The organism is Marinobacter sp. KMM 10035 (assembly GCF_046537445.1).
In the GTDB taxonomy this organism is placed as follows: domain Bacteria; phylum Pseudomonadota; class Gammaproteobacteria; order Pseudomonadales; family Oleiphilaceae; genus Marinobacter; species Marinobacter sediminicola.
Window position 1 is genome coordinate 218,010 of the sequence record NZ_JBBVMG010000002.1, and the last position, 24,830, is coordinate 242,839.

Consider the following 24,830-nt stretch of genomic DNA (forward strand, 5'->3'; position numbering starts at 1 on the left):
TTGATAATCCGCCTACAAACCCCAATGCTTGGTGGAACAGGATTAAATCATTCTCGCCGCTCATCATTGCGGCGTTCCCCGGATAACTATAGGAGTTTCCATGAACTTCAGCCTTAACAGTACTGCCCTTGCGAGCACAAAAGCCGATTGCCTGGTCGTCGCCCTTCCAGAACAAGGGAATTGGCCAGCCTCTACTACCGAGGCCGACAGCGCACTTGGCGGGCTGATTACCAAACTCCAGAAAGCCGGCGACATCAAAGGTAAGAATACGGACACAAGCCTGATTCCACTTAGCGACCAACCATGGGATCGACTGCTTGTTGTTGGCACAGGTAAAGACACTGAACGCACTGGTGCAAATTTTCGAAAGACATTGGCTGCCATGATGGGCGCGCTGAAAGATGGGCCATCAAAGAGCGTGCTGATCAGCTTGACCGACACCGCCCTGACTGGCGATGACAGCCTTAGCTCCGAACTGGCAAAACTGAGCCTGATCGGCCGTACTCTGGAAGATCAGCTCTACAGCTTCAGCGAGTTCAAGAGCGAAAAGCCTTCAGCGCGCAAGCTCAACAAAGTTCTGGTCGCCACTTCTGATGCTGGAAAAGCACAAAAAGAAGCCTTTAATCTGGGTTTGGCAACCGGTCGCGGCATGAACCTGGCCCGCGATCTGGGCAATATGCCACCGAACATCTGCCACCCTTCATGGCTGGCAGAGCGAGCCAACAAACTGGCCACTGAACACGACTGCATCAAGACCGAAGTGCTTGATGAAAAGCAGATGAAAAAGCTCGGCATGAATTCCCTTCTGGCCGTGGGTCAGGGCAGCGCCCAACCACCACGCCTGATCATCATGGAATACCGTGGAGGCAATGCGAAAGACAAGCCTCATGTCCTGGTAGGCAAAGGCATTACCTTCGACACCGGCGGCATAAGCCTTAAGCCGGGCGCTGGCATGGATGAAATGAAATACGATATGGGCGGTTCTGCTGCCGTATTCGGAGCCATGCAGGTACTCGCGGAAACCAAACCAAAAATCAACGTGGTTGCCGTTATCGCGGCTGCTGAGAACATGCCTGATGGTAACGCGACTCGCCCTGGCGATATCGTCACCACCATGTCTGGCCAGACGGTTGAAATCCTCAACACAGACGCTGAAGGCCGCCTGGTATTGTGCGATGCCCTCACCTATGTGAAGAAGTTTGATCCGGAAGTGGTCATCGACCTGGCCACACTGACCGGTGCCTGCATCGTTGCCCTTGGCCACGAAACGACAGGCCTGATGGCAAACAACGACGAATTGGCCAACGAACTGCTGGCTGCGGGCGAACGTGCCAGCGACAAAGCTTGGCGCCTGCCCATTTGGGACGAGTATCAGAGCCTGCTGGACAGCAACTTTGCAGACATGGCCAACATTGGGGGCCGCACCGCAGGCACCATTACCGCGGCCTGCTTCCTCGCGCGCTTCACCAAGGAGTATCGCTGGGCTCATCTGGACATCGCGGGAACTGCATGGCATTCCGGTAAAGCCAAGGGTTCCTCCGGCCGACCGGTTCCCCTGCTGGTCGACTACCTGATGTCCCACGCTGGAAAATAATGGAAAGTCATTCAGCCTCACAAGCCGGTAGACCTGCTGCCGGCAACTCTCGGCCCGGGTCTGCACAGGAAGATAAAAACCAGCGTTACTGGTTTCACATTCTCCTGCAAGACACTCCCGCCGCCCGCAACCTGCACGCCACCAAGCTTGTAAGCAAGGCCTGGCAGCAGGGTGACAGGGTGTGCATTGTGTGTGACACCCAGCAACAAGCTGAGGAGCTGGACGAACTAATCTGGAGCTTCAGCCCGGACGCATTCATCCCGCACAGCGTCATACCGGATGCCGCAACACCCTGCGCAGAGCCTGTTGGCATACTGTTGTGCCCGCCGATTGCGGAGGACTGGGATACCGTAATCATTCTCTCCCAAACCCTTCCCGCGAACGCAGACAAATTCAAACGCCTCGCTTTAGTGGCCCATAACGACCCCGCCGTTCTCAACCAGGCTCGTTCACATTTCAAGCAGTTGCGCGCCTTGGGTATCGAGGCCCAGGTGTATGATCAACGACCGCGATCCTGATCGTTGATCATACATTGCTGGACAGCGCTGGATTAAAGCTTCCAGCTTGCGAATACGACGAAATTAACGACAATTCGCTGGCAAGTGTTTTTCATTCACATTCTGGCCGTAACACATCCAACTGATCTCGCCGTCATCGACGGCAGGTTCAAGTACGATATATTTGGACTCTCCCGAACGGTCCACGCCCATTTCGACCCCGATCATGCCGTCTTCATATACATCGATCGTATAGTTCTGAACGTCATTCTCCAATGTCAGCTCCGGGTAACCCAGCTCTTGCATAGTTACCGGCCAAGCCTGGTTCTCAGTGGCGTAGGAAGTGACTCGAGCCTGGACCTCCTGAGCCATGGAGTATGCAGCCGAATAACGTGCACTTTCTACATACTGCTGGTAAGCAGGAATTGCCACCGCAGCCAGCACACCGATGATCGCGACAGTTACCAACAGGGATGCCGCTCCGCCAGCACCACCACCCAACCGGGGCACAAACATCGATAGCACCCAGGCCCCGATACTGCGGCGAGGATGCTTCACCTCCCTGCCTTGCGCCAGTGCCAAAGCGGTCGCCATGCGTTTTGTCAGCCACGGATAGTCGCCGGTTAGTTCGTTAAACGACATCCAGAACCCACTGGTTGCCTGAATCTGACTGAGGTAAGCATCCACATTGATGGTCTTCCAGCGTGTATCGCCTGCAGCGATTGCTGCTATGGCGGCCTTGATATCCTCTGAAGACTGGCAACAGGCAACGCCGTAGCGATCACAGGTGTACTCCTCTGCGCGGCGCAAAGCCGGCCCAACCACAGGCAACAGCGAGCCGGGCATGACAAACGCGCGCCACGAAAGATGTTTGCGGTGTATGTGGCCAAGTTCATGGCCAATGTAGAAGTCGACTGCACCCGGCTGATCTTCCAGAGCATCAATCACATCGGTAAACAACACCACAAAGTGACGGCCGAGAAACTTGGTGGCCAGTGCGTTAAAGAAATCGGTGCGAAGCAGATATGCCTCAGGTAACTCTGTGACGCCGACTTTTTCGGAACAACGGACAAGCCGTTCATAGAGATCTGGATACTGATCCTGGCTGATGCGCACACCCGAGCCTTTCAGGTGGGAGATAAATGCAGAATGCGCAAACAGGAAAAACACATAGCCCAAAAGCAAGTACAACAACAAAATCCCGAACGTCCCGACAAACAAAGCAAGCCAGATAATCGCTGAAAACACGACCGCTATCCTGAGCAACGGTTTCTCGTTCTTGTAAACCAAATCCATGGTATTCCCTCGTTAAGATGCTTTCAAAGTGACCGGCGAGTGCACAGCACAAGACCTGAGCCAACCATGACTGAGGTGCATTGCGGCGCACCCACGCAGCAAAGCCGGCGATTATAGAGAAAAACAGCGAACATCTTCCACGACTACATGTCGATTTCACATACCCGAAGGTGGGACACGGCCTGCCGAAGCCGACCTCCATGGCTCGAAGGCAAGCGACCATGTATAATCCAGCGATTCAATTTCCCCTTGTGAATCAATCAAACGGTCGCCAGAAAAACCCATGGAAAAAACCTACCAGCCAGAAAACATTGAGCGCCAGTGGTACGAAAACTGGGAATCCAAAGGCTACTTCCGCCCCAGCGGCGAGGGCGAGTCCTACAGCATTGCCATCCCGCCACCCAATGTGACCGGCAGCCTGCACATGGGCCATGCCTTCCAGCACACCATCATGGACACCCTCACCCGCTACAAACGTATGCAGGGCCATAACACCCTGTGGCAGGTGGGCAGTGACCACGCAGGTATCGCCACCCAAATGGTGGTTGAACGCAAACTGGCGGCAGAAGAAGGCAAAACCCGCCACGACCTGGGCCGCGACGAGTTCATCAAGCGTATCTGGGAATGGAAGGAAGAGTCTGGCGGTACCATTACCGGCCAGATGCGCCGGTTAGGTAACTCCGTCGATTGGGACTCCGAACGCTTCACCATGGACGACGGCTTCTACAAAGCCGTGCAGGAAGTGTTTATCCGCCTTTACGAGGACGGACTGGTATACCGTGGTAAACGGTTGGTGAACTGGGACCCGAAGCTACACACCGCCATTTCCGACCTGGAAGTTGAGAACAAGGAAGAGAAAGGCTTTTTCTGGCACCTGCGTTACCCATTGGCTGACGGCGCTACCACACAAGATGGTAAAGACTATCTGGTTGTGGCCACTACCCGTCCGGAAACCATGCTGGGCGATACCGCTGTCGCCGTTCACCCGGATGACGAGCGTTACCAGCACCTGATTGGCAAGTTCGTGATGCTACCGCTGGTGAACCGTCGCATCCCGGTGATTGCCGACCACCACGCCGATCCCGAGAAAGGTTCCGGCTGCGTGAAGATTACGCCAGCACACGACTTTAACGACTATGCCGTAGGCAAACGCAACAACCTGCCGATGATGAACGTGCTGACCCAGGATGCGAACATCCGTGAGCAGGCCGAAGTCTTCAATAGTGATGGCACAGAGAACACCGAGCTGGATGCCAGCCTGCCCGCAGCGTACGCCGGACTGACCCGGGAAGACGCCCGCAAGCAGATCGTGGCCGATATGGAAGCCGCCGGTCTGGTTCAGCAAGTGGAAGATCACGTACTGAGCGTACCCCGTGGCGACCGCTCCGGCCTGATCATTGAACCGATGCTGACCGACCAGTGGTTTGCCGATGCGAAAAAACTGGCCGAGCCTGCCATTGAGGCGGTCGAAGACGGTCGCATTCAGTTTGTGCCCAAACAGTACGAGAACATGTACTTCTCCTGGATGCGTGACATTCAGGACTGGTGTATTTCCCGCCAGCTTTGGTGGGGCCACCGCATCCCTGCCTGGTACGACGCCGAAGGCAATATTTATGTCGGCCGCAGTGAGGAAGAAGTTCGCCAGAAGCACAACCTGGCAGCCGACTTCGCCCTGAAGCAAGACGACGATGTACTGGATACCTGGTTCAGCTCTGCCCTGTGGACCTTCGGCACTCTGGGCTGGCCGGAAATCACCGAGCGCCTGAAAACTTTCCACCCGACGGATGTTCTGGTGACTGGTTTTGACATCATTTTCTTCTGGGTTGCCCGGATGATCATGATGACCATGCACTTCATGAAAAATGAAGACGGCACGCCTCAGGTTCCGTTCAAAACGGTGTATGTGACCGGCCTCATCCGCGACGAGCACGGCGACAAGATGTCCAAATCCAAGGGCAACGTGATTGATCCGCTGGATATGATTGACGGTATCGATCTGGCCCCGTTGCTTGAAAAGCGCACCGGCAACATGATGCAGCCGAAGCTGGCGAAGAAAATTGCCAAGCAGACTGAAAAGGAATTCCCGGAAGGTATTTCTGCCCACGGCACCGATGCCCTGCGCTTTACTCTCGCAGCCATGGCCACCACCGGGCGCGATATCAACTGGGACATGAAGCGTCTGGAAGGTTACCGCAACTTCTGCAACAAGCTGTGGAACGCTGCCCGTTACGTACTGATGAACGTGGAAGGCGAAGACTGCGGCGTAAATGGTGAGCCGGTAGAGCTGTCTCTGGCTGATCGCTGGATTATCAGTGCCCTGCAGCAGTGCGAGCAGGATGTAACCCGCCACTTGGACCAGTACCGTTTCGATCTGGCCTCTCACGCACTGTATGAGTTCATCTGGAATGAGTACTGCGACTGGTATCTGGAGCTTTCCAAACCCTGCCTGAGCGACGACAGCGGCAGTGTTGAGGCGAAGCGCGGAACCCGCCGCACTCTGGTTCGCGTATTGGAAACGGTTCTGCGCCTGGCGCATCCGATCATGCCGTTTATCACCGAAGAAATCTGGCAGCGGATTGCACCGCTGGCTGGAAAATCCGGTGACAGCATCATGTTGCAGCCATTCCCGCAGGTGGACGCCAGCAAGCACGATGCCAAGGCCGTTGAAGACATTGAATGGCTGAAGGGCGTGATTGTGGCGGTGCGCAATATTCGCGGCGAGATGAACATTTCCCCGGCGAAGAAAATTCCGGTGCTGTTCCGTGGCAACAGTGCAGAAGGTCAGCGCCGGATGAATGAAAACCGTCAGTTCCTGAGCTCTCTGGCCAAGCTGGAAAGTCTGGAATGGTTTGAAGGCGATAAAGCACCCATGAGTGCCACTCAGTTGGTTGGCGATATGGAAGTGTTGGTGCCTATGGCCGGGCTGATCGATAAGGATGCGGAGCTGAAGCGCCTGGATAAGGAGCTTGAGCGTTTGCAGAAGGAGATCGGTCGTCTTGAGGGCAAGCTGAACAATGAGAAGTTTACTGCTAAGGCGCCTGCTGAAGTGGTTGCCAAGGAGCAGGAAAAGCTGGATGAGGTTCAGGGTAATCTGAGCCGGTTGCAGCAGCAGCGCGCAGATATTGAGGCCATGTAGGTATGGTGTCTGCGGGTGAGCGTTCCGGGGGTGGCGGGGTGATCGCCATTCTTGGAGCGGGTTCTTTGGGGCGGCTTTGGGCCGCCCTTTTGCCTTCTGCTCTTTGTGGTTTCTTGCCTCGGCCTGAGCACGCTTATCGGCTTGGGAGAAGCGTCAGCCGTCAGGACATCCCTCCCGAAACACGCTGTGAATACGTCCTTGTACGCTCTGTTCCGCCATCCATGGCTCCACAAGGTTTCGGGAGGGATGTCCTGACGGCTTCGCCGAGCTCTGGTGAAGCCCGCACTAACATTAACCCTCCGTGGCTTCAGTCAGTTGAGAGAGTGGGTCTTCTGCTCGTAACAACGAAGGCTGGAGATACCCTCGCTGCCTTGGACGCTTGGCTGCCTCGGATTCCGGTTGGCACACCAGTTGTTTTGTTTCAGAACGGATTAGGCAGCCAACAAGCAGTTGCCGAGCGCTGGCCGAAGCGGTCGATTTTGGCAGCCAGCACTACCGAAGGAGCGAATCGCCCTTCCCCGGATGTTCTGGTCCATGCCGGAACTGGTGATACCTGGGTGGGCGCGCTTACGGCTAGTGCCGTTGACCACACCGCGAGTGTTGTTCAGCAACTAGCTGAAACCGGCTTGCGGGTTCATGCAGAGGAGAACATTCTGCAGCGGCTTTGGCAGAAGCTGGTAGTGAATGCCGGGATAAATCCGTTTACGGCCCTGCTCGACTGCCCTAATGGAGACATTCTGAGCTCACCTCTTTATCAGCAGAACATTGATGGGCTTTGCTCGGAGATATCTGTTTTGTTGGCAGCTGAGACCTCAGAAGCCGTTGCACCAGAGGTTCTTCGGGAGCGTATAGAAACTGTGGCGAGAAACACCGCCAGCAATACGTCTTCCATGCGCGCGGATATTTTAGCGGGTCGTAAAACAGAGATTGACTATATCAACGGCTATCTAGTGCAATGCGGAAGGCGCCATAGCATTGCCACGCCGGTAAACCAAATGCTGACCGAACGAGTACAAGGTCTATAAGGCTTTTAGCCAATCAGCTTAAACTACCAGGAGCAACATCATGGGCAACCGCCTTTCCAAGATCTACACCCGCACAGGTGACGACGGCACTACCGGCCTGGCCGATGGTAATCGTATTGCCAAAAACGCTCAGCGTGTTGAGGCAATGGGCATGGCCGATGAGTTGAATTGCCATATCGGCCTGCTGATCGAAACTCTGGATAGTGACGATGACATGCTGGAATCCATGCGCCGCATTCAACATCACCTTTTTGACCTGGGTGGCGAGTTTGCGATTCCCGGAAGCAAAGCAATCACTGAAGATCACATTAGCTGGCTGGAAACTCTGCTAGATGAACTGAACGAGCCCTTGCCGCCTCTGAAGAACTTCATCCTGCCAGGCGGAAGCCCAGCTGCAGCTCAATGCCACCTGGCCCGCGCCGTTTGCCGCAGAGCAGAGCGTGTAGTGGTAGCCCTCAGTCACGAGGATTCCATCAATCCACTGGGGCGCCAGTACTTGAACCGTTTATCCGATCTGTTGTTTGTAGCTTCAAGGGTGTTAGCGCGCAGGGAAGGCGCTGAAGAGATTCTGTGGGACCAGAAAAAATCTGGCATGTAGCGTTCACCAAGGCTTAAAAATGCGAGACGGCTTGCTCCAAAACCAGGCCAAGTGGGGCGCTGAGACTCCGGAAACTGTGCGTAGCCATGGATGGCGAAGCCAAGCGTACACGGACGTATTCACAGCGTGTTTCCGGAGTCTCAGCGCCCCACTTGGCCGTCTAAAGAACTCAAACCTTAAACGCCTCAACAAGCCTCTGCAAAGACGCCGTCAAATCAGACATCTCCTGGGAAGAAGCCAGAGTTTCTTCAGCGTTCGCGGCAGTCGATGCACCCAGCTCGCCAATGTGGGCAACACTGGAGTTCACATCTTTGGAAACCGCAGACTGTTCTTCAGCAGCCTGGGCAATCTGGTGGCTCATGTCCACAATCACCGAAATACCCTTGGCAATTCTGCTTAGCGCCTCAGTAACCTCTCCCGACTTCTGAACGGTTGTCTGAGTAACATCACGGCTATTGGTCATGGCCGCTACGGCATCTTTTACGCCACTTTGAAGCCGTGAAATCATGCCTTCAATCTCTTCAGTGGACTTATGCGTGCGCTGGGACAGAGAGCGAACCTCATCTGCAACCACCGCAAACCCACGCCCTTGCTCGCCGGCACGTGCTGCTTCGATGGCAGCGTTCAAGGCCAATAGGTTGGTCTGCTCAGCAATGGCTTTGATTTCCACCAAAACCTGACTGATGTTATTGCTGTCCTCGCTTACCCGGTTGATCACATCCACCGCACTGGAAATCTCCGTTGCCAGGCGATTGATGGTTGCAACGGTATCGGAAACAACGCCGCGGCCGGTTTCCGTATCTTGCTCTGCGGCGGTAGCGCTGTCAGCAACCCGGTGGGCGCTTTCAGTGACTTCACTCACCGCCTCTACCATCTGGCTCATGGCTTCATTGATCTGACCGCTCTCGGCCATCTGCCGGGCTACCGCTTCACTGTTGGCGGCCGCTGTATCCTTCACGCGCGCAGCCTGCTGATCGACCTCGTGCGTTGTTTGGCCAACAGAGCGAATCAGTTCAGCTATGCGATCCGTCATATTGTTGAACTCACCGGTCAACTCGCCAAGTTCATCGCGATTATCCAGCGAAATCCGGGTCGTCATATCACCAGCAGCAACCTTGCGAGCCGCTTCGCTGAAGCGGTTTATCGCAGTACGGACAGACATAAAGAAGCCGACATAGAGGTACACAACAAACAGCAGCACAACAATCAGTGCCACTACAATGAGACGGCGCTGACTCACCTCCTGCTCCAGCCTGGCTCCCAAGTTGGCGGCCACCACATCAAACGCAGCATCTTTCAGCTCAACATAACCTTCCAACTCTGCAGAAATCCGGGAATCGTATTCCGCCCAAGCCATCTCCAGCCGCATTGGCGCAATGACATTCACCTCAAGCAATTCACGGGCGTTCAAAAGACTCTTATCAACGCGATTCAATGCTGTTCCCGCCAAAGCCGTAAGGGTTGGAGACGCATCTGCCGCGAGGGTCAAGGCTGGCGAAAGCAAGGAACTACGGTTAGTCAAAGCATCGTAGATTTCATTCAGGTTTTCGCTAAGGGCGTAACCTAACTGGCCATCAACAAGCGCGAACAAACCATAGGAGCGCGCCCGACCCAGTTCGCTTCGTGCATCGGGAAGGGTTTCACGGATAAGGCCGAGAATAAGCAGGTTTTCCCTTGAGGCACCCTGGCCCAACCCCGACGTCTCTATAGTCGCAGGAATCAAGGCCAACGCTTTCTGAACAAACTCCTGAAAATATTTGAACTGAGGGTCGAAGTTGGTCTGATAGTTATCATCCCCACGAACGCTCTGCCACTCTGCTTTGAGCGCCTCCACTTGCTCAGCCCAGGCTCCAGACGTATCAAAGGAACGTGGCTCTGCAGTCAGGGCATCAAGAATGGAATTTATTTCGGTGGCAGTTTGGTCGGAGAGAGCCTTTAGACTGCCTTCATCCTTGGCGACTCCGGGTGCGCGGTAGTCCCGATAATCAATAGCTGCGTCTACAAGTCGGTCAATCTGGCGGAGCTGTTCAAGACCCTCAACGCCCCGTGTTGTGGTTGCAACTGAGCGGTTGAGTTCCGTCATGACAAGCCAGGACAACCCACCAATCGGTAAGAGGAACAAAATACTGATAAGGCTGAACTTATACAGCATCGGCAGCCGGTTCATCAGTGCTACTGCGGGATTAATGAGTTGCTTCACATCGACCCTCTCTTTGAGACGCAAACAAATGAATGCATGTTCTGTTTTTATTATCGCCCAAATTCGAAAAAACTTGAGTAACTATTTATTACCAAACTAAGGTTCAAACAACCCCTGCAATCACCAGTAACGCAAGCGCACAAATCCACACCAGCATGCTCCGGCTGAGCAAGTCTCTTACCGCACTCAAACTGCGACCGCCAAAACTGGACCATTCGTCCGCATGAATCCGGGAAAAGCGGGCTGGATCAAGTGCATACCCGGTTAACGACCCATTCGCGGAAATCATGAGGATCTCTGACGTCTTTTTCGTAATACCCGCCATCGCAGCTCTGGATTCACTCAACCAGCCCGACAAGTCACCGGCAATCCCAAAGGTTATTGAAAGCAACCTCACCGGTATCCAGTTAAACCATTCACATACTTTCATGTACCGCGGTCTCGCCGCTGCCTGTGGCCACTGTTCTGACAGAGCCACAAGCCCACGTACAAAAATGGCCAAGCCAATGCCGCCCACTACATACCAGAAAGCCACAAGGAAGAACCGCTGAAATACGGCCAGCATCAACGCTTTGCACAAGGCAAGGTGCATGATCTCAGGTGATACCGCAGCACCACGCTCGTTGGCAGGCAGGCGCTCCTGTATAAGATGCCATGCAGCTTGCATGTCACCCTTACGCCAAGCTTCCGCGTAGGGCTCAAGCGCTTGCCGCCAGCCCGGCGAGCCCATCATCAGCACAAGCACTAGAGTTTCCAGCGGATAGGCAGCAAGCCGCCAACCATGTAGCTCAAAAGCATAAATGCTCAAAGCCGCCAGCAGCGCAGGTACAGTGATCAGAACAAGACCAGTCACAAGCTCTGATTCACGACCCGCTTTAACAACAGCACCTTGGCGAAACCAACGCCGCCAAAGCTCGTCCCCGGAAATCGCATTCAGGCTATCAAGCCGTCTCCGAACCAGATACGCAATGAGAAATACCACCAGAATCATCTAAACCGCTCCTTCAGGTGGCTGTTCGGCACTGCTCTTTCCAGTTTGAGCTGCCTGTAGAGACGTCCGAAAGTGTTGCCAATCAAATGCCGGCCCAGGGTCCGTTTTGCGACCAGGTGCAATATCACTGTGGCCAGTAATACGGTTGCCGGTGATATCCGGCCAGGCAGAACAAATAACTACCGAGAGCTCTGCCAGCGCCCGATATTGCTTGAGCGTGTAAGGAACATCGTCTGCACCTTCAAGCTCAACTCCAATAGAGAAGTCGTTGCACTCTTCTACACCCTGAAAACTGGATCGGCCCGCATGCCAAGCCCTTTCAAGCAGGCTGACAAACTGAACCAGGCTGCCATCCCTGCGAATCAGTACGTGGGCCGACACGCGCATCTGCGCAATGGTTGCGAAGTAAGGATGCAACTCCGGATTCAGGCTATTGGTGAAGAAGTCTTCAATGTAGGGGCCACCAAACTCGCCGGGCGGCAAACTGATACTGTGCACCACCAGAAGGTTTATGGTCGCGCTTTCCGGGCGAGGGCCGTAATTCGGCGAAGGACACCAGCGAGCGCCTTCAAGGCGCCCCGTTTGGCGAAGCGCCTCTATGTTTTCGCCGTAATTGGCCCTACTAACATGATCGGAGGCTGAATGGGGCAAGATGAATCCATTATTATCAGAGCATTACACTGTGATCTGATTGAATCACAAAGTAACACCTGTTACCACGGATCAATCTTTGCGAGTGTTGCGCAGATTGTCGATGATGGATTCCAGTGCTCTGTCGAAGATAAGCCCATCGTCAAGCATGCATACCGAGCCAGCGGCCATTGCGGCTGCCAACTCCTGGCGATGATACTCCGCCACTTTGGCACCGCTGCGGTTAACGAAAATGTACTTGCCGGTGGCTCTGATAACGGCAGCCAGCTTGCAACGAAGCCTGGTTTCCTCGCGGGTAAGCTCAACCCAGGCGCCAACGCGAAGGCCGTCTGCCCTGATCAGCCACCGTTCCGGAATATCTTCCCCAACCGACTCAGGGGACGCTTCGACTAGTGACTCCACCACTTCAGGTTGCTGCTGTATATTCGCCTCAGCCTTCGTTCCGGTGTCCGGCGGTGTAGCTTCGGTCTCTGGCACTACAAACGTTTCAATCAGTGGTTCTTCATCTTCCACCGCCGCTACTGGCCGCGACGGGGCCGTTGCCAAACGCTGAAACACGTCCACGTGCGCCAGTTCGAGATCTCTTACCGCGGTATCTGTTGCAAACGGATCCCAGGAAATTTCCTGAAGCGCCCTGCGGAAATCATCCACAATAGCCGGGATTGCGCGAAGCAAGTCGCTTCGGGTGGAGCTCTCTACAGGCTGAGGATCCACACTCCACACAAGGTGGCCAGTCAGCTCTTTTGCGTCTGCCCAGCGCTCACTGTCTTCCCCCTCCCGCAATACCACCCACTGCAGGTACTTTGCCCATGCTTCTGTGAGCATTTCGAGCACAGGCTCAGGAATATCCCTGCCAGCCGTATGCTGCTGAATCAGTGTTTCAGCAACCTTCGACGCCTGCTCCTGCCGCGCCCGACCTTCCTCCGCATCGCGCAAGCGTTGCTCAACCAGTTCCCGACGGCGGCGATCAAGGTCCGTGAAGTGGCAAAAATCCTTCAAGAGCTCATCAAAAAGTGAAACATTGTTGGTGAATTCACTCAACACCCGGTCCACCACCGTTTCGATCTTTTCGTGCAGCGGATCGCGCTGGCCTGCTCGCTTCTCACTCCAACCAATGGCAGATAGCGCCAGTTCGTTCAATAATTTTCGTACCGGGTGCCCACCACGGTTAAAAAAGTTTTTGTCGCTCAGGGCAACCTTGAGAACGGGTATCTGCAAGCGCCCTATGAGCGCCTTCATAACCGGGTGCAATTGCCGATCTTCCAGAATAAAGTCAAACAACATGGAGACCAGGTTTATGACATCATTGTCTACCTGCCCAATGTTCGCTTTCTCGCCACTAGCCGCCCTGAGAACAGGCTGAAGCCTCTGATCGAGAGAAGCTACATCACCGCCTTCCCACTGCGCGAACGATGTCTGTGCCTCGCTGAGACGAGCCAACAACCCATCAGTATCCAGGTAGGCTTCATCAGCCTTGTCCGGCTCTAACATGGCCTGGGATGCACCTCTTTGATGCAGGAGCGCGCTCAATTCGGAAAACGTTGCATAGGAAGCACCGCCCTGGATCTGGTCATGACTGTAATACTGGCCACCATCGACCTCACCCGACCCTTCACTCGCACCTTGCTGCCTTGAGCTTGGCGGCACCGGGGCGGAGGTCGCAGACCTGGCACCGGCGGAACGGGCTGGTGGACGCTTTACATCCGGAAGAACACCTTCTGAAACCAGCGTGCGGTTGGCTTCCTGATAGAAATCACCGAGCGTATCCGCCAGCAAACGGTCAAACAGTTTAAGAACAACAAGTTTTGCACGTATATCGATATCCAGATCAGCACAAGCTTCTGCGATACCGCCACAGATCACCTCGGGACTGAGAGGCATCTGACTGCCGGAGAGATCCACCCCCTTCACCAGATGGTTCACCCGCAAAGACAAAAGCTGGATAGGGGCCTGATATTGATTTCGCAGCTTATTGATCAGGTTATCAATCGCTACCTGCTGCTCCAGGTCTGAATGCTCCAGCAGACTCAGGGAATCGCGATCAACTTCATCAAGCGCACCTGCGGCCTGTCGGGGCCGGAACTTGCCAATATCGTTAAAAGCCTGGCTAACGTACTGCAGCATTGAAACGACCATGGCTTTGCGGCGCAGCCGCAATTCGCGCATAGCATCAAAATAGACTGTCTGATCCATGTTGGAGCCGGCGCGATCCGCAAGCTCGAACAAGGAGTCGTCAGCACGCTCGAAAAAACGTTCGAGCACACCTTTCAAAGACTGGCCAGACGAATCACGCAGACGAACAAGGGCCGGCGGCAGATCAAACCGTGAAAACGATTTCTGCCCGGAAAAATTGACAACCTTGTTTTCCTGCTTCATTGATTACCCCTCAGCCAAGGTGCGTGAAACGCCTGAGCATCGCTAAGAAACTACTCGGATTACATATCATACGAGTTAGTTGCGTCACCTTGTGTCAGAAATTGTCACCTTTTGTGTAGAGCGGACCCAGATCACAATCTTGGCAGAATTTGGCGAAACCGCTAGCGGTCTATAGAATCGTGCTCCTTAACTCGTTCAGAACACTTTGGCCCCAGACACAAGCGGATGTATCACCATGAATTTCACCGAACGCCTACGCCAGTCACGAATTGAATCCGTCGCAGCGAGCCTGCGAGAAGATATCGGCGATGGCGATATTACAGCTCAACTTATCCCACTGGAGAAGCAGGCTACAGGTCATGTTATTACCCGGGAGCGGGCCCACATCGCAGGGCGCGAATGGGTGAATGAAGTGTTCCGTCAGGTGGACAGCTCGGTCACTCTGGAGTGGCTAATCAAGGATGGTGAACCCGCCTCGCCCAACCAGGTTCTGTTCCGAATGAAGGGCACTGCCCGGAGCCTTTTAACTGCTGAGAGGGCCGCATTGAACTGGCTGCAAACGCTTTCAGGGGTTGCAACAAACTGTGCAGGCTACGCTGAGCGTGTGGCGCATACCGGTGTTCGCCTTCTGGATACCCGGAAGACACTGCCCGGGTTGCGACTTGCCCAGAAATACGCGGTAACCTGCGGCGGCTGCCACAATCACCGCTTGGGGCTTTGGGATGCATTTCTGATCAAAGAAAACCACATTTCCGCCTGCGGTTCCATTGCTGCCGCCATTGAGGCAGCCCACAGAATCGCCCCAGGCAAACCCGTAGAAGTGGAAACTGAGAATCTGACCGAGTTGGAGCAGGCACTCAACGCGGGCGCTGACATCATCATGTTGGATGAGTTTTCCATGGAAGATCTGCGCACAGCCGTCGCCATGACCGGAGGGCGGGCAAAACTGGAAGCTTCGGGAGGCATCAATACAGACACATTGGTTCCTATTGCAGAGACCGGTGTCGACTATATTTCCATTGGCGCGCTGACCAAAGACGTCAAAGCAACTGACCTATCCATGCGCCTGGACTGAACCGGGCAGCTCAGCATGCAAGCACAGTGATCAGCTACCTGAAAGTAGCTGATCAACTGCTTCAAGCTCCTGTATCAACCCCTGCCCTGATTCAGGAAGGCCACGAAAGTACTCTTCTGCCATGGGCGCAATGCCAGACACCCTGGGCAGAGGGTGGCCGTTTTCAACTATGAACTTCATGCGCTCAAGAAATACAAATTGAATCCACTGTGTAAGTGCCAGTGTGTCGATGCAGAAGGGCTCAGTGCTGTCGAATGCCTCTGCTGGCGGGCGTTCAACCGCCCACATGTCAAGTTTGCGCAGCTCTATTTCAATTCCAAGAAGGCAATCTGCCACCTGCCCTGTCACGTCACCGGTGCCGGCCATAACCCCTCCTCAATCCGCCAAAGGTTCCAGCTCTACGGTCTCGCCACTCAATACGCGATACAGATCTTCAAACTGCTTTGTGAGGGCGTGCTTTGGAGCCATGTGAATAAGCGGCTGCCGACACTGGTGAGACTCTTTCATTTTTACAGACGCTGACAAGCGTACGGGCAGCACTGGCAATCCTTCTTCGATCAGCTCTTTTACCAGCTTCTTGGGCAGGCTGGCCCTGGGCTGGAACTGGTTGGCGACAATACCTTCCACCACCAGCTCTTCGTTATGATCTTCCTGCAGATCTCTAATTTCATTGAGAATGTTGTATAGCGCCTGACGAGAAAAATCATCACAATCGAATGGAATCAGGCAGCGCTGAGCCGCGATAAGTGCCGAACGGGTGTAGAAGTTCAGAGCCGGTGCCGTGTCGATGTAGATTTCGTCGAAGGACTCACCCAGCTTTTTGAGGGCTTCCCGCAGCTTGTAAATCTTATGCTTCGCTTCCAGCTTGCGCTCAAGAAAATCCAACTCCGGGCTGGAGGGCAACACATAAAGGTTTCGGAACGGCGACGCGTGAACAAATTCCTCCGGACGCCGGTTGAATACCTTGAAGGCCACCGTTTGTTCCAGCATGTCTGCAACCGTATCTTTGAGCTCGCTCGCAGGTTTGCCTAAGAGATAATGCGTTGAGTTACCTTGGGGGTCCAGATCAACAACCAGCGTGCGCTTGCCTCGTGCCGCGCTGATCGCTGCCAGGTTGCAGGTAATACTGGATTTTCCGACTCCACCTTTTTGGTTGAATACTACCCGTCTCATGTCATTTCTCCATCTGGCGCTCTACTCAGCGTCTTATCGTTTGATTGCTGTTTTTGTGTTTGGTTATGCCTGAGCCTTTGACTCACCACTGCATGACCGTTTTCACGAACGGAATAGTGAGACGTCGCTGTGCTTGCAGGGAATTTTCATCGAGGGTATCAAGAATGCTCAACAATTCTCCGAGACGCCGTGGAGCACGGCGCATAATAAAGCCTGCAACGTCGTCCGTCATTGTTAGCCCGCGCTGTTCTGCACGGGCCATGAGTATTCTTAACCGGTCATCATCACGGTAAATCCCAAGCTGCACCGTAACACCGTGATGCAACCGAGAGACCAGATCTGGCAATACAAAGGGCAAGGAGGCAGGGACCTCAGAGAGACTGACAACGAGCATACGCCCACCGTCGTGCAGGCGGTTATAAAGGTGAAAAACCGCCTCTTCCCAGTCTGCTTTACCGGCTATCCGGTCCAGATCATCAAGCGCGACAACATCCATGGTGTCCAGCCCCGCAAGCGCTTCTGGCCCGAAAGGCTCCAGTTCGGCAATACTGATACACACGGCTGTTTTTCCATCGGCCTCTCCGTGGTGGCAGGCTGCCTGTAACAGGTGGCTTTTACCGGTGTCAGAATCGCCGCACACCACCACCACCGGCAGTCCTTCAGGCTGACTGAACACCGATGCCAGCCGCTGCGCAGCTTCCCGGTTGCGATCCCCGTGAAAATTATCGAAACGTGCATCGTCCCGAAGCCGGACACCAAGAACCAGTTGCGATGCGCTCACGACTGACTGGCCCTCCACGCCCGTGCACCCCAGACAACTGCGTAATGGCTTCCACTAAACACAGTAGAAGCTGCAACCAGCCAGATTCCGACATCCATCCACACGGGCTGTACCGGCAAACCCGCCATAACAATAATCACGCCCAAAATTACCAGAACCTGAACCAGGGTATTCAACTTTCCGGGCATACTGGGTTCCATTTCAAAGCGGCCGATTCGGTAATGATAAGCCAGTGCACCACCAACAATCAGAAGATCCCGCCCGAGTATCAGTGCGAACAACCACAACGGCAGTACAGATGTGTATGTCAACACCAGATAGGCTGTGATTAATAGGGCCTTGTCTGCCAAAGGGTCGGCCACAGCACCAAAACGCGAACGCCAGTTGAAATGCCGTGCAAGGAAACCATCAAGACCATCTGTCAACGACGCGACAGCAAAGATAAGCAAAGCAAGGCGGTACTCATGCACCAGTAACGCCCTGGCAAAAGGAGCAATCAGCAATATACGCACAAACGTCAAAGCATTGGGAATCCAGCGCCAGGCGTATGTGTTCACTGAGTTGCCTCCGGTTGCGGCTTACTGCCCGCCATCATTCACAATAACCGGCACGGGCTGCCAGCGGTAATAGAGAACCTGATAGAGCGATTCGAATGCCTGTTCCGCCTCCTCTTCATCTACAGGAGATGGCTGGTAGGTATACATGGATTGCTCAGCAGAACCCGCTTCTGTGCCTGATTTTATTTCTTGAGCCGCCTCTGGGCTGTTCTGCCCGGCTTGCGACTGAGCTGGCTTTGCGGGGGTTTCAGGTGGCGTCAAACGAGACTGCCGCATATCCTGAGGTTCACCCTCAACAGGCACGAACCTTGAATCCAGAGCAATGTATTCCCTGAGTTGATCGAGTTCACCGGAAAATGCCACCCTGAGTGTTAATTGCTCACCCTTGACTCGCGAAGCCCCTGCACTTACTACTGGTGTTAGCCCCTCAAGAACCTGAGTAGCCTTGCCATAGTCCGTAACTGAGGTAACACCCCGCAGTACAATATCAACCTGTGGCAAGTCTCCAACCTCACCGGCTGCAACAGCGTAACGACTGGCGTACAATTCTGCCCAACGATTCACCAGCGCCTCCGCCAAAGCTTCCCGCGTATCGGCACTGACCGACTCTTCACTGCTGTTGAGCTTTGCACCTTCAAACACCCAGCCTGCACGCCACTGACTGCCAGAGCGGCTAACACGAACCAGGGCAAGCACATCATGCTCAACGCCCTCTGAGGCGCTGCGCACACGACTGGTGAACTGCCCCCAAATGTCCGACAACAACTCTCTGTTATCGCTGAATTCCGCCGGTGGAAGTGTCACGGGAAGCCCCCGCTCCTCAGCCGCTCGGGCAAACGCGGAAGACCAGATTCCGGAGTCTCCGCTATTTGCCATATCTCCACCGGAGCCCGTCACTAGCCTGCGAACACCGCGATCCTCAACAGCGACCCACGCCAGAGTCAAAGGCCGGTTTGCACCCCATACAGGGGCATCAATCGACGCCAGCGCACGGTTTACGCCCACCGCACCAAAGGCCATATTCAGCCGGCTATCACCATTTGCGCCACGGAGCACTTGGTAGGACAGTAGCAAGGACTCCGCATCCGCCATCAATGCTTCGGCACCATCTAGCGCAAGCACATCGCGGGTACCCGAAATCCGTACAAAAACCCGAGCCAATCCATCTGCATAGCCCTGAGCTAGGGCAGCCGGGCCGGAGCCGGCCACAGGAACCTCTACTGTATAAAGCCCTGATACTGTAACGGCCGTTGCTGGGGTAGATATTGCCAGCAGAAAGGCACAAAAAATGGCAAGCCAAAGGGCTGGTAAGGGCTTTAAAGCCCGGATCTTGTTTGGTACTGGCATGAAACACCCTGCTGTTCGCATGAATGGCGCATAGGATACACCATGGCCCGGAGCCTGAGTAGCCGACCCGGGTTGCTGAAATGCAATCTCGCCCACCCCGGACCACACAGTTACTCGTCAAATCTGCACTCGCTCGCAGCAATTGCACTTGGACCCCCACACTGCACCTGTTAAAATCCGCGGCCTGACCCACTTGCCTAATTGGTTAAGATTCCCATGAGCGAACAGAAGCCTTCCCTGACCTACCGCGATGCGGGCGTTGATATTGACGCCGGTAATGAACTTGTCAGCCGTATCAAGGAAACCGCCGCACGTACCCGGCGCCCCGAGGTTCTGGGAGGACTTGGCGGGTTTGGTGCCATGGTCGCTATCCCTCCAGGGTACAAAGAACCCATCATGGTGTCCGGCACCGATGGCGTGGGCACAAAGCTCAGACTGGCCATGCAACTCGAAAAGCATGACAGCATTGGTATTGACCTGGTCGCCATGTGCGTGAACGATCTTATCGTAGGTGGCGCAGAGCCCTTGTTTTTCCTGGACTACTACGCCACTGGAAAACTGAACATAGACATAGCCGCGAAGGTAGTGGCTGGTATTGGCGAAGGCTGCGAACAATCTGGTTGCGCGTTGGTAGGTGGCGAAACGGCTGAGATGCCGGGCATGTATGAAGGCGACGACTACGACCTGGCCGGCTTCTGCGTTGGCGTAGCAGAGCGCAGCGAAATTATAGATGGCAGTAATGTGCGCGAAGGCGACGTGCTGCTGGCACTGGCATCCTCAGGCCCCCACTCCAATGGTTACTCACTGATTCGCAAGATCCTTGAGGTTAGCAACGCCGACCTTAAGCAGCCTATTGGCGATACCACTCTGGAAAATGCACTGATGGAGCCCACACGGATCTACGTCAAAAACGTGCTGAAACTCATTCAGCAGGTGGACGTAAACGCTCTCTCCCACATCACGGGTGGTGGTTTACCAGAAAACATTCCCAGAGTTCTACCCAAAGGTATGGTTGCTGCTATCGATACCACAAGTTGGGAGCTACCTCCCGTATTCCAATGGCTTAAAGAGGCGGGTGGTGTTGCCATTGAAGAAATGTACCGCACCTTTAACTGCGGCATTGGTATGATCGTTTGTATTCCACATAACCAGAAAGAGCTGGCTCTGGATACCCTGAAGGCGCTCGGAGAGACTGCCTGGCAGGTGGGCGCTATTGAGCGCGCTGAGATCCCTGAAGAAGACGCGGTAGTGCGCTATGCACCGGGGCTGCTGTCAGAATGAACGCAGACCAACCTACTCTGCCCAAAATCCTCGTATTGGCTTCCGGCAGCGGGACCAATTTCCAGGCCTTGGTAGACGCAAGCCGGGAACGGGATTTCCCGGGCCAGGTCATCGCTTTGGGCTGCAACCAGCCCAAAGCGTTTGCCCTTGAACGCGCCGCCCAAGCCAACATTGAAACCTTTGTCGTTGATCATAAAGGATTTGGTTCTCGAGACGAGTTCGACGCTGCTCTAATCGCTCACATTCTGCGCTACAGCCCGGATGTCATCGTACTTGCAGGCTTTATGCGCATCCTCACCCCGAGCTTTGTACAGGCATTTCGCGGCAAACTGCTGAACATTCACCCATCGCTTTTGCCAAAGTACACCGGCCTGAACACACACCAAAGAGCGCTGGATGCTGGTGACAATACTCACGGTGTCTCAATTCACTTCGTAACCGAAGAACTGGATGGCGGTCCGGTGATTGCGCAAGCAGAGGTCTCTGTGATGCCAGATGACACAAGTGAATCGCTTGCCGAAAAAGTGCAGCTTAAAGAGCACCTGTTGTACCCGATCGTGGTGCGCTGGTTCTGCGAAGGCCGAATACAACTGGGCAGCGACTACGTGCTGTTCGATGGCCAGGTTATGGAAAAACCCATGCGTCTCTCCGACAGCTGAGGCGCACCTTAACAGACTGTCACCACGCGATGCCCACCGACCCGCTAAACTTTCAGCATACTTGAAGGATTCGAGGTCAACGACATGTTTCCAGCTCTAGTTATTGCACCCTCCCTGAAAACAGGCCGAAACATCGCAGCCAGCTTCCTGTGCGCGCTCGCACTGCTGCTAAGTAACGCTGCACAGGCGGAGCCAGCCCCGGATTTATTTCCTTTTGAGGTCAGTTATGGCGCATCCATGGAAAAGGGCGTCTCCCTGAATGGCAGCGCCAAACGCATCCTCACCTCCCAGGGCAATGATGTCTGGCTGTACCGCACAGAGGTAAAGTCTTTTATTGCCGATCTGGACGAGTCTCTGATACTTAAATGGGAGGATGGCAAGGTTGTTCCCCTCAGATATCGATATCGCCTGTCTGGCTTCCTTATTAAAGACAGAACGCAATCTATCGATTTCGATTGGAAGGCCGGGGTAGCCACGGGAGATTACAGGGGCAAATCATTCAACGTAGAGCTGCAGGAAGGTCTTCTCGATCCTCTTGGCTTTCAGGTGCAACTGCACCAGGATGTTCTGAACGGAAAGCGCGAGATGGAGTATCAGGTTCTGGATCGCGGTAAAATTGACAGTGAGCGGTTTGCCGTTGTGAACGACAACGCAAGCAGTTCAGATGGCGCCCAATCATCACTGCTCAAAGCCGAGAAGGTTCGTGAAAACTCCAAACGCGAAACCTTGATGTGGTTTGATCCGGCCAGCCAGTTCGTACTGGTGCGTCTGCTTCAGGTTGAACCAGACGGCAGCAAGTACGAACTCAAACTAAAAAATGTGGACTTGGGAGGTTAAACCTCCCGGCCCACCTCAGCCCAAACAGCCTTAACCTCATCAGCGATAATCCGCAACCCTTGCGCTACCCGCTCGTCGTCCTGGGAATAGGTCACACGCAAGCATTCATCACGGTGTTTCCAGCCATCCTCCGGCAATCCCGGGAAGAAGTAATGGCCTGAAACCACCAGAACGCCCCGGGCTTTTAGCCGCTGGTATAACTCAAGACTGGTGATGGGCAAATCCGGGAACCACAGCCACAGGAACATGGCGCCCTCAGGTTTGTGCACATACCAGCGACAACTGTCTTCGCCCATGGCCTCACGAAACGCGGCTACCGCCCGCTCCATCTTTCGCTTATAAAACGGACAAACGACATCCCGGCTCAATGAGAGGATTTCTCCGGAACGCACCAGCGGCTCGGCCAGCATGGCACCAAAGCTACCCGTTGCCAGGTTCATGATCGCGTTGATTCCAGATAGCGCTTTGATAACGGGCGCTGAAGCAATCACAATCCCGGTGCGGGCAGCCGGCAAACCAAGCTTGGACAAACTCAGACAAAGGATAATCTGTTCGTTCCAGGTGGGCTTGGCATCTACAAACAACAGGCTTGGAAAAGGTGTGCCGTAGGCCCCATCCACAATCAGCGGTATGTTGTGCTGACGCGCCATCTCCTCTAACCGGGCCAACTCCTCGTCGGTCACCACGTTGCCGGTCGGGTTGGTTGGTCGGGATACACAAATGGCACCCGTCTCTCCCGTTACTTCTACCGCATCAAAGTCCACACGATATTTGAATTCGTGAGCATCGGTGAACGAAATATCGGGCTGCACCGCGTGAAATAACCCCGGCTCAATACCAGCATCAGCATAACCTATGTACTCAGGCGCCAGTGGCAGGAGTATATGCTTTCGCTGACCTTCGCCGTAATCGCCACCAAACATGTTAAACAACATGAAGAAAGCGGCCTGGCTGCCGTTGGTCAGGGCGATGTTTTCCGGCTTCAGATCCCAGCCATACTCACGGCTTAGCAGGTCTGCCAGTGAGGCAATAAACTGCTTTTCTCCCTGGGGGGGATCGTATATTCCCACCAACCGGCGAACGTCGCTTTCGCTCTTGCTCATGTCCGCCAAAATCTCCTGCACTCGCGCCTGAATTTCAGGGATGTGCCCCGGATTCCCACCCCCCATCATGATCATGTCGTCGCCAGACGCCATGGCGTTACCCAGATCATCCATCAGCGAGGTGATGCCTGCGTCGGCGGTGAACTTACGGCCAAAAGTGGAGAGTTTCATGGGTTTGCATCCATAGGGTCGGTACTGAACATTTAGCGGGAGTGGCGAAAACCTGTTCCAAGACTGGGAAGAATTCAGTCTCCTGGCGAGATACCAAGATTACTGACGCCGTCGTTGGCAGCAGTTTCCCGAACTTCGGTAATAAATTGCTCTACTGGGGTGCGCTGGCGTTTCAGCTCAAGCACGAGGTTGCGCTGAAAGGCTTTATCTTCTTTCATCAGGGGGTGTGAGTCGAGCAGGCGAACCAGTTCATATTCTTCCAGCCCGTCACCTTCAGACAGCTCAATGAAACTCATTACCGTACTCGTTGCCAATTGCGAGGCTTCTGTCGCACGGTGTTTTGACGGATTCAGTCGATTCAGTAACGCTTGCTCTAGCAGCTGACAGAAATCAAACGCCGGGTATACACCATAAGCGTCATAAGCCCCCACATCCGGAGACAAGGCTTCGAGCTTTACCAGCAGTTGCGGTATGGCGGATTCGGCTACATCTTCCTGAAGCGTGCCCCAGGCGAGATCGAGTATCTGGTGCATTTTGCCGCCGGTTTTCAGGTCAACCGCTTCGGCAAAGAGCGCGTAGTTCGGAAACGAGCGCTCGGCAAGTGCCAGCAGGAAGGCGCATTCACGCCATCCCTGCAATTGGGCTACTGCTTTAAGAAACTGGTTGGCGTTCATGTTTTTGGCAGTGTTACGCCAGTCTGGCCAAAGTACTTTCCGCCCCGATCTTTGTAGCTGGTCTCGCAAATCTCGTCAGATTCAAAGAAGAGCATCTGGGCCACACCTTCGTTGGCGTAGATTTTCGCCGGGAGGTTGGTGGTGTTGGAAAACTCCAGGGTTACGTGCCCTTCCCACTCCGGTTCCAGCGGTGTGACGTTTACGATGATGCCGCAACGCGCGTAGGTGGATTTACCCAGGCAGATGGTGAGTACGCTGCGGGGAATACGAAAATATTCGACGGTGCGCGCAAGGGCAAAGGAGTTCGGCGGGATGATGCAAACGTCGCCGGTGAAGTCTACGAAGCTTTTTTCGTCGAAGTTTTTGGGGTCGACGGTAACTGAGTGCACGTTGGTGAAGATTTTAAATTCGTTGCTGCAACGTACGTCGTAGCCGTAGCTTGAGGTGCCGTAGGAGATAACCCTGCCTTGCTCACCGTCACGAACCTGGCCGCTTTCGAAGGGCTCGATCATGCGGTGCTGTTCAGCCATTCGGCGAATCCACTTGTCAGCTTTGATGCTCATGGCGAAATCTCGTTTCTACTTGGGAAAATTGGGGCGTAGTTTACCTGTTCGGTTGGGTTCTGTCGAAGCCCTTAATTACCGGGATTTGGTGGTTACAGGGGTGAACTGCCCGGCGACTGCGATCACAGGTACAACCGTCCAAAAACCGCTACGAGCACATCCATGTGCGCTTGTCTTCGGCCGTCCTTGGCCTTCGACATTTTTGGACGGTTGTACCTGTGATCGCGAGCATGCCTTGGTGACAT

Annotated in this window: 22 protein-coding genes; 9 read left to right on the plus strand and 13 right to left on the minus strand. The window is 54.5% G+C overall.

What is annotated here, in order from left to right; translation table 11 throughout:
* Positions 1 to 100: 100 nt before the first annotated feature.
* Positions 101 to 1,594 carry a leucyl aminopeptidase gene (locus AADB16_RS12975; RefSeq protein ID WP_410803865.1) on the plus strand — a complete coding sequence of 498 codons (1,494 nt, stop codon included), beginning with the start codon at positions 101 to 103 and terminating at the stop codon, positions 1,592 to 1,594.
* Positions 1,594 to 2,112 (plus strand): DNA polymerase III subunit chi, encoded by a 519-nt coding sequence (locus AADB16_RS12980; protein ID WP_410803867.1) that lies wholly within the window; start codon positions 1,594 to 1,596, stop codon positions 2,110 to 2,112. The genes AADB16_RS12975 and AADB16_RS12980 overlap by 1 nt, the downstream gene beginning before the upstream one ends.
* Before the next feature lie 63 nt (positions 2,113 to 2,175).
* Here AADB16_RS12980 and AADB16_RS12985 read toward each other — a convergent pair whose 3' ends face one another.
* Complete coding sequence (locus AADB16_RS12985; protein ID WP_410803869.1) at positions 2,176 to 3,387, minus strand: pilin; 1,212 nt, start codon at positions 3,385 to 3,387, stop codon at positions 2,176 to 2,178.
* Positions 3,388 to 3,670: 283 nt separating this feature from the next.
* Here AADB16_RS12985 and AADB16_RS12990 point away from each other — a divergent pair, with 283 nt between their 5' ends.
* From AADB16_RS12990 to AADB16_RS13000, 3 genes are read left to right on the plus strand one after another with little or no spacing between them, the layout of a single operon-like run.
* Complete coding sequence (locus tag AADB16_RS12990; RefSeq protein ID WP_410803871.1) at positions 3,671 to 6,523, plus strand: valine--tRNA ligase; 2,853 nt, start codon at positions 3,671 to 3,673, stop codon at positions 6,521 to 6,523.
* A 2-nt stretch (positions 6,524 to 6,525) separates the two neighbouring features.
* On the plus strand, positions 6,526 to 7,548 hold the full coding sequence (locus tag AADB16_RS12995; protein ID WP_309044239.1) for a ketopantoate reductase family protein: 1,023 nt from the start codon (positions 6,526 to 6,528) through the stop codon (positions 7,546 to 7,548).
* Positions 7,549 to 7,588: 40 nt separating this feature from the next.
* Positions 7,589 to 8,146, plus strand: coding sequence for a cob(I)yrinic acid a,c-diamide adenosyltransferase (locus tag AADB16_RS13000; RefSeq protein ID WP_309044238.1), 558 nt, complete (start codon positions 7,589 to 7,591; stop codon positions 8,144 to 8,146).
* Between the two features lie 169 nt (positions 8,147 to 8,315).
* Here the strand turns inward: AADB16_RS13000 and AADB16_RS13005 are convergent, their stop codons facing one another.
* From AADB16_RS13005 to AADB16_RS13020, 4 genes are all read right to left on the minus strand, one after another.
* Entirely contained in the window at positions 8,316 to 10,346 is a 2,031-nt protein-coding gene (locus AADB16_RS13005) for a methyl-accepting chemotaxis protein (protein WP_410803874.1), read from the minus strand.
* 103 nt (positions 10,347 to 10,449) lie between these two features.
* Positions 10,450 to 11,337, minus strand: coding sequence for a regulatory signaling modulator protein AmpE (ampE, locus tag AADB16_RS13010; protein ID WP_410803876.1), 888 nt, complete (start codon positions 11,335 to 11,337; stop codon positions 10,450 to 10,452).
* Positions 11,338 to 11,988 carry a 1,6-anhydro-N-acetylmuramyl-L-alanine amidase AmpD gene (ampD, locus tag AADB16_RS13015; protein WP_410803878.1) on the minus strand — a complete coding sequence of 217 codons (651 nt, stop codon included), beginning with the start codon at positions 11,986 to 11,988 and terminating at the stop codon, positions 11,338 to 11,340.
* 72 nt (positions 11,989 to 12,060) lie between these two features.
* Entirely contained in the window at positions 12,061 to 14,364 is a 2,304-nt protein-coding gene (locus tag AADB16_RS13020; RefSeq protein ID WP_410803880.1) for a DUF1631 domain-containing protein, read from the minus strand.
* A 235-nt stretch (positions 14,365 to 14,599) separates the two neighbouring features.
* Between AADB16_RS13020 and nadC the strand changes: the two genes are divergently transcribed.
* Positions 14,600 to 15,439, plus strand: a complete 840-nt coding sequence (gene nadC, locus AADB16_RS13025) for a carboxylating nicotinate-nucleotide diphosphorylase (protein ID WP_309045832.1) — start codon at positions 14,600 to 14,602, stop codon at positions 15,437 to 15,439.
* A gap of 30 nt (positions 15,440 to 15,469) precedes the next feature.
* Here the strand turns inward: nadC and AADB16_RS13030 are convergent, their stop codons facing one another.
* From AADB16_RS13030 to AADB16_RS13050, 5 genes are all read right to left on the minus strand, one after another.
* A complete protein-coding gene (locus tag AADB16_RS13030) occupies positions 15,470 to 15,805 on the minus strand; it encodes a YqcC family protein (RefSeq protein WP_410803882.1) in 336 nt (111 codons plus the stop codon).
* Between the two features lie 9 nt (positions 15,806 to 15,814).
* Positions 15,815 to 16,612: a ParA family protein gene (locus AADB16_RS13035; protein ID WP_309045834.1), complete on the minus strand. Its 798-nt coding sequence runs from the start codon at positions 16,610 to 16,612 to the stop codon at positions 15,815 to 15,817.
* A gap of 82 nt (positions 16,613 to 16,694) precedes the next feature.
* Complete coding sequence (hda, locus tag AADB16_RS13040; protein ID WP_309045835.1) at positions 16,695 to 17,393, minus strand: DnaA regulatory inactivator Hda; 699 nt, start codon at positions 17,391 to 17,393, stop codon at positions 16,695 to 16,697.
* Positions 17,390 to 17,950, minus strand: a complete 561-nt coding sequence (locus AADB16_RS13045; RefSeq protein WP_410803885.1) for a CDP-alcohol phosphatidyltransferase family protein — start codon at positions 17,948 to 17,950, stop codon at positions 17,390 to 17,392. Before AADB16_RS13045 ends, hda begins: the two co-directional genes overlap by 4 nt.
* A 21-nt stretch (positions 17,951 to 17,971) precedes the next feature.
* Positions 17,972 to 19,297 (minus strand): DUF2066 domain-containing protein, encoded by a 1,326-nt coding sequence (locus AADB16_RS13050; protein WP_410803887.1) that lies wholly within the window; start codon positions 19,295 to 19,297, stop codon positions 17,972 to 17,974.
* A gap of 216 nt (positions 19,298 to 19,513) precedes the next feature.
* Here AADB16_RS13050 and purM point away from each other — a divergent pair, with 216 nt between their 5' ends.
* From purM to AADB16_RS13065, 3 genes are all read left to right on the plus strand, one after another.
* Positions 19,514 to 20,578 carry a phosphoribosylformylglycinamidine cyclo-ligase gene (gene purM, locus AADB16_RS13055; RefSeq protein WP_410803889.1) on the plus strand — a complete coding sequence of 355 codons (1,065 nt, stop codon included), beginning with the start codon at positions 19,514 to 19,516 and terminating at the stop codon, positions 20,576 to 20,578.
* A complete protein-coding gene (purN, locus tag AADB16_RS13060) occupies positions 20,575 to 21,237 on the plus strand; it encodes a phosphoribosylglycinamide formyltransferase (RefSeq protein WP_410803891.1) in 663 nt (220 codons plus the stop codon). Before purM ends, purN begins: the two co-directional genes overlap by 4 nt.
* A gap of 84 nt (positions 21,238 to 21,321) precedes the next feature.
* Entirely contained in the window at positions 21,322 to 22,074 is a 753-nt protein-coding gene (locus AADB16_RS13065; protein WP_309045840.1) for a DUF3108 domain-containing protein, read from the plus strand.
* Here the strand turns inward: AADB16_RS13065 and AADB16_RS13070 are convergent.
* From AADB16_RS13070 to dcd, 3 genes are all read right to left on the minus strand, one after another.
* Positions 22,071 to 23,348, minus strand: a complete 1,278-nt coding sequence (locus AADB16_RS13070) for a valine--pyruvate transaminase (protein ID WP_309045841.1) — start codon at positions 23,346 to 23,348, stop codon at positions 22,071 to 22,073. The genes AADB16_RS13065 and AADB16_RS13070 overlap by 4 nt on opposite strands.
* A 74-nt stretch (positions 23,349 to 23,422) precedes the next feature.
* On the minus strand, positions 23,423 to 24,022 hold the full coding sequence (locus AADB16_RS13075) for a YjaG family protein (protein ID WP_298446780.1): 600 nt from the start codon (positions 24,020 to 24,022) through the stop codon (positions 23,423 to 23,425).
* On the minus strand, positions 24,019 to 24,585 hold the full coding sequence (gene dcd / locus AADB16_RS13080) for a dCTP deaminase (protein ID WP_200204240.1): 567 nt from the start codon (positions 24,583 to 24,585) through the stop codon (positions 24,019 to 24,021). Before dcd ends, AADB16_RS13075 begins: the two co-directional genes overlap by 4 nt.
* Positions 24,586 to 24,830 lie beyond the last annotated feature (245 nt).

Coding starts and splice junctions, on each gene's coding strand:
- AADB16_RS13075 (WP_298446780.1), bottom strand. CDS start 24,022: ATGAACGCCAACCAGTTTCTTAAAGCAGTAGCCCAATTGCAGGGATGG.
- AADB16_RS13020 (WP_410803880.1), bottom strand. CDS start 14,364: ATGAAGCAGGAAAACAAGGTTGTCAATTTTTCCGGGCAGAAATCGTTT.
- AADB16_RS12985 (WP_410803869.1), bottom strand. CDS start 3,387: ATGGATTTGGTTTACAAGAACGAGAAACCGTTGCTCAGGATAGCGGTC.
- AADB16_RS12995 (WP_309044239.1), top strand. CDS start 6,526: ATGGTGTCTGCGGGTGAGCGTTCCGGGGGTGGCGGGGTGATCGCCATT.
- AADB16_RS13035 (WP_309045834.1), bottom strand. CDS start 16,612: ATGAGACGGGTAGTATTCAACCAAAAAGGTGGAGTCGGAAAATCCAGT.
- purN (WP_410803891.1), top strand. CDS start 20,575: ATGAACGCAGACCAACCTACTCTGCCCAAAATCCTCGTATTGGCTTCC.
- purM (WP_410803889.1), top strand. CDS start 19,514: ATGAGCGAACAGAAGCCTTCCCTGACCTACCGCGATGCGGGCGTTGAT.
- AADB16_RS13070 (WP_309045841.1), bottom strand. CDS start 23,348: ATGAAACTCTCCACTTTTGGCCGTAAGTTCACCGCCGACGCAGGCATC.
- AADB16_RS12980 (WP_410803867.1), top strand. CDS start 1,594: ATGGAAAGTCATTCAGCCTCACAAGCCGGTAGACCTGCTGCCGGCAAC.
- AADB16_RS12990 (WP_410803871.1), top strand. CDS start 3,671: ATGGAAAAAACCTACCAGCCAGAAAACATTGAGCGCCAGTGGTACGAA.
- AADB16_RS13030 (WP_410803882.1), bottom strand. CDS start 15,805: ATGGCCGGCACCGGTGACGTGACAGGGCAGGTGGCAGATTGCCTTCTT.
- nadC (WP_309045832.1), top strand. CDS start 14,600: ATGAATTTCACCGAACGCCTACGCCAGTCACGAATTGAATCCGTCGCA.
- AADB16_RS13065 (WP_309045840.1), top strand. CDS start 21,322: ATGTTTCCAGCTCTAGTTATTGCACCCTCCCTGAAAACAGGCCGAAAC.
- AADB16_RS13000 (WP_309044238.1), top strand. CDS start 7,589: ATGGGCAACCGCCTTTCCAAGATCTACACCCGCACAGGTGACGACGGC.
- dcd (WP_200204240.1), bottom strand. CDS start 24,585: ATGAGCATCAAAGCTGACAAGTGGATTCGCCGAATGGCTGAACAGCAC.
- AADB16_RS13050 (WP_410803887.1), bottom strand. CDS start 19,297: ATGCCAGTACCAAACAAGATCCGGGCTTTAAAGCCCTTACCAGCCCTT.
- ampE (WP_410803876.1), bottom strand. CDS start 11,337: ATGATTCTGGTGGTATTTCTCATTGCGTATCTGGTTCGGAGACGGCTT.
- AADB16_RS12975 (WP_410803865.1), top strand. CDS start 101: ATGAACTTCAGCCTTAACAGTACTGCCCTTGCGAGCACAAAAGCCGAT.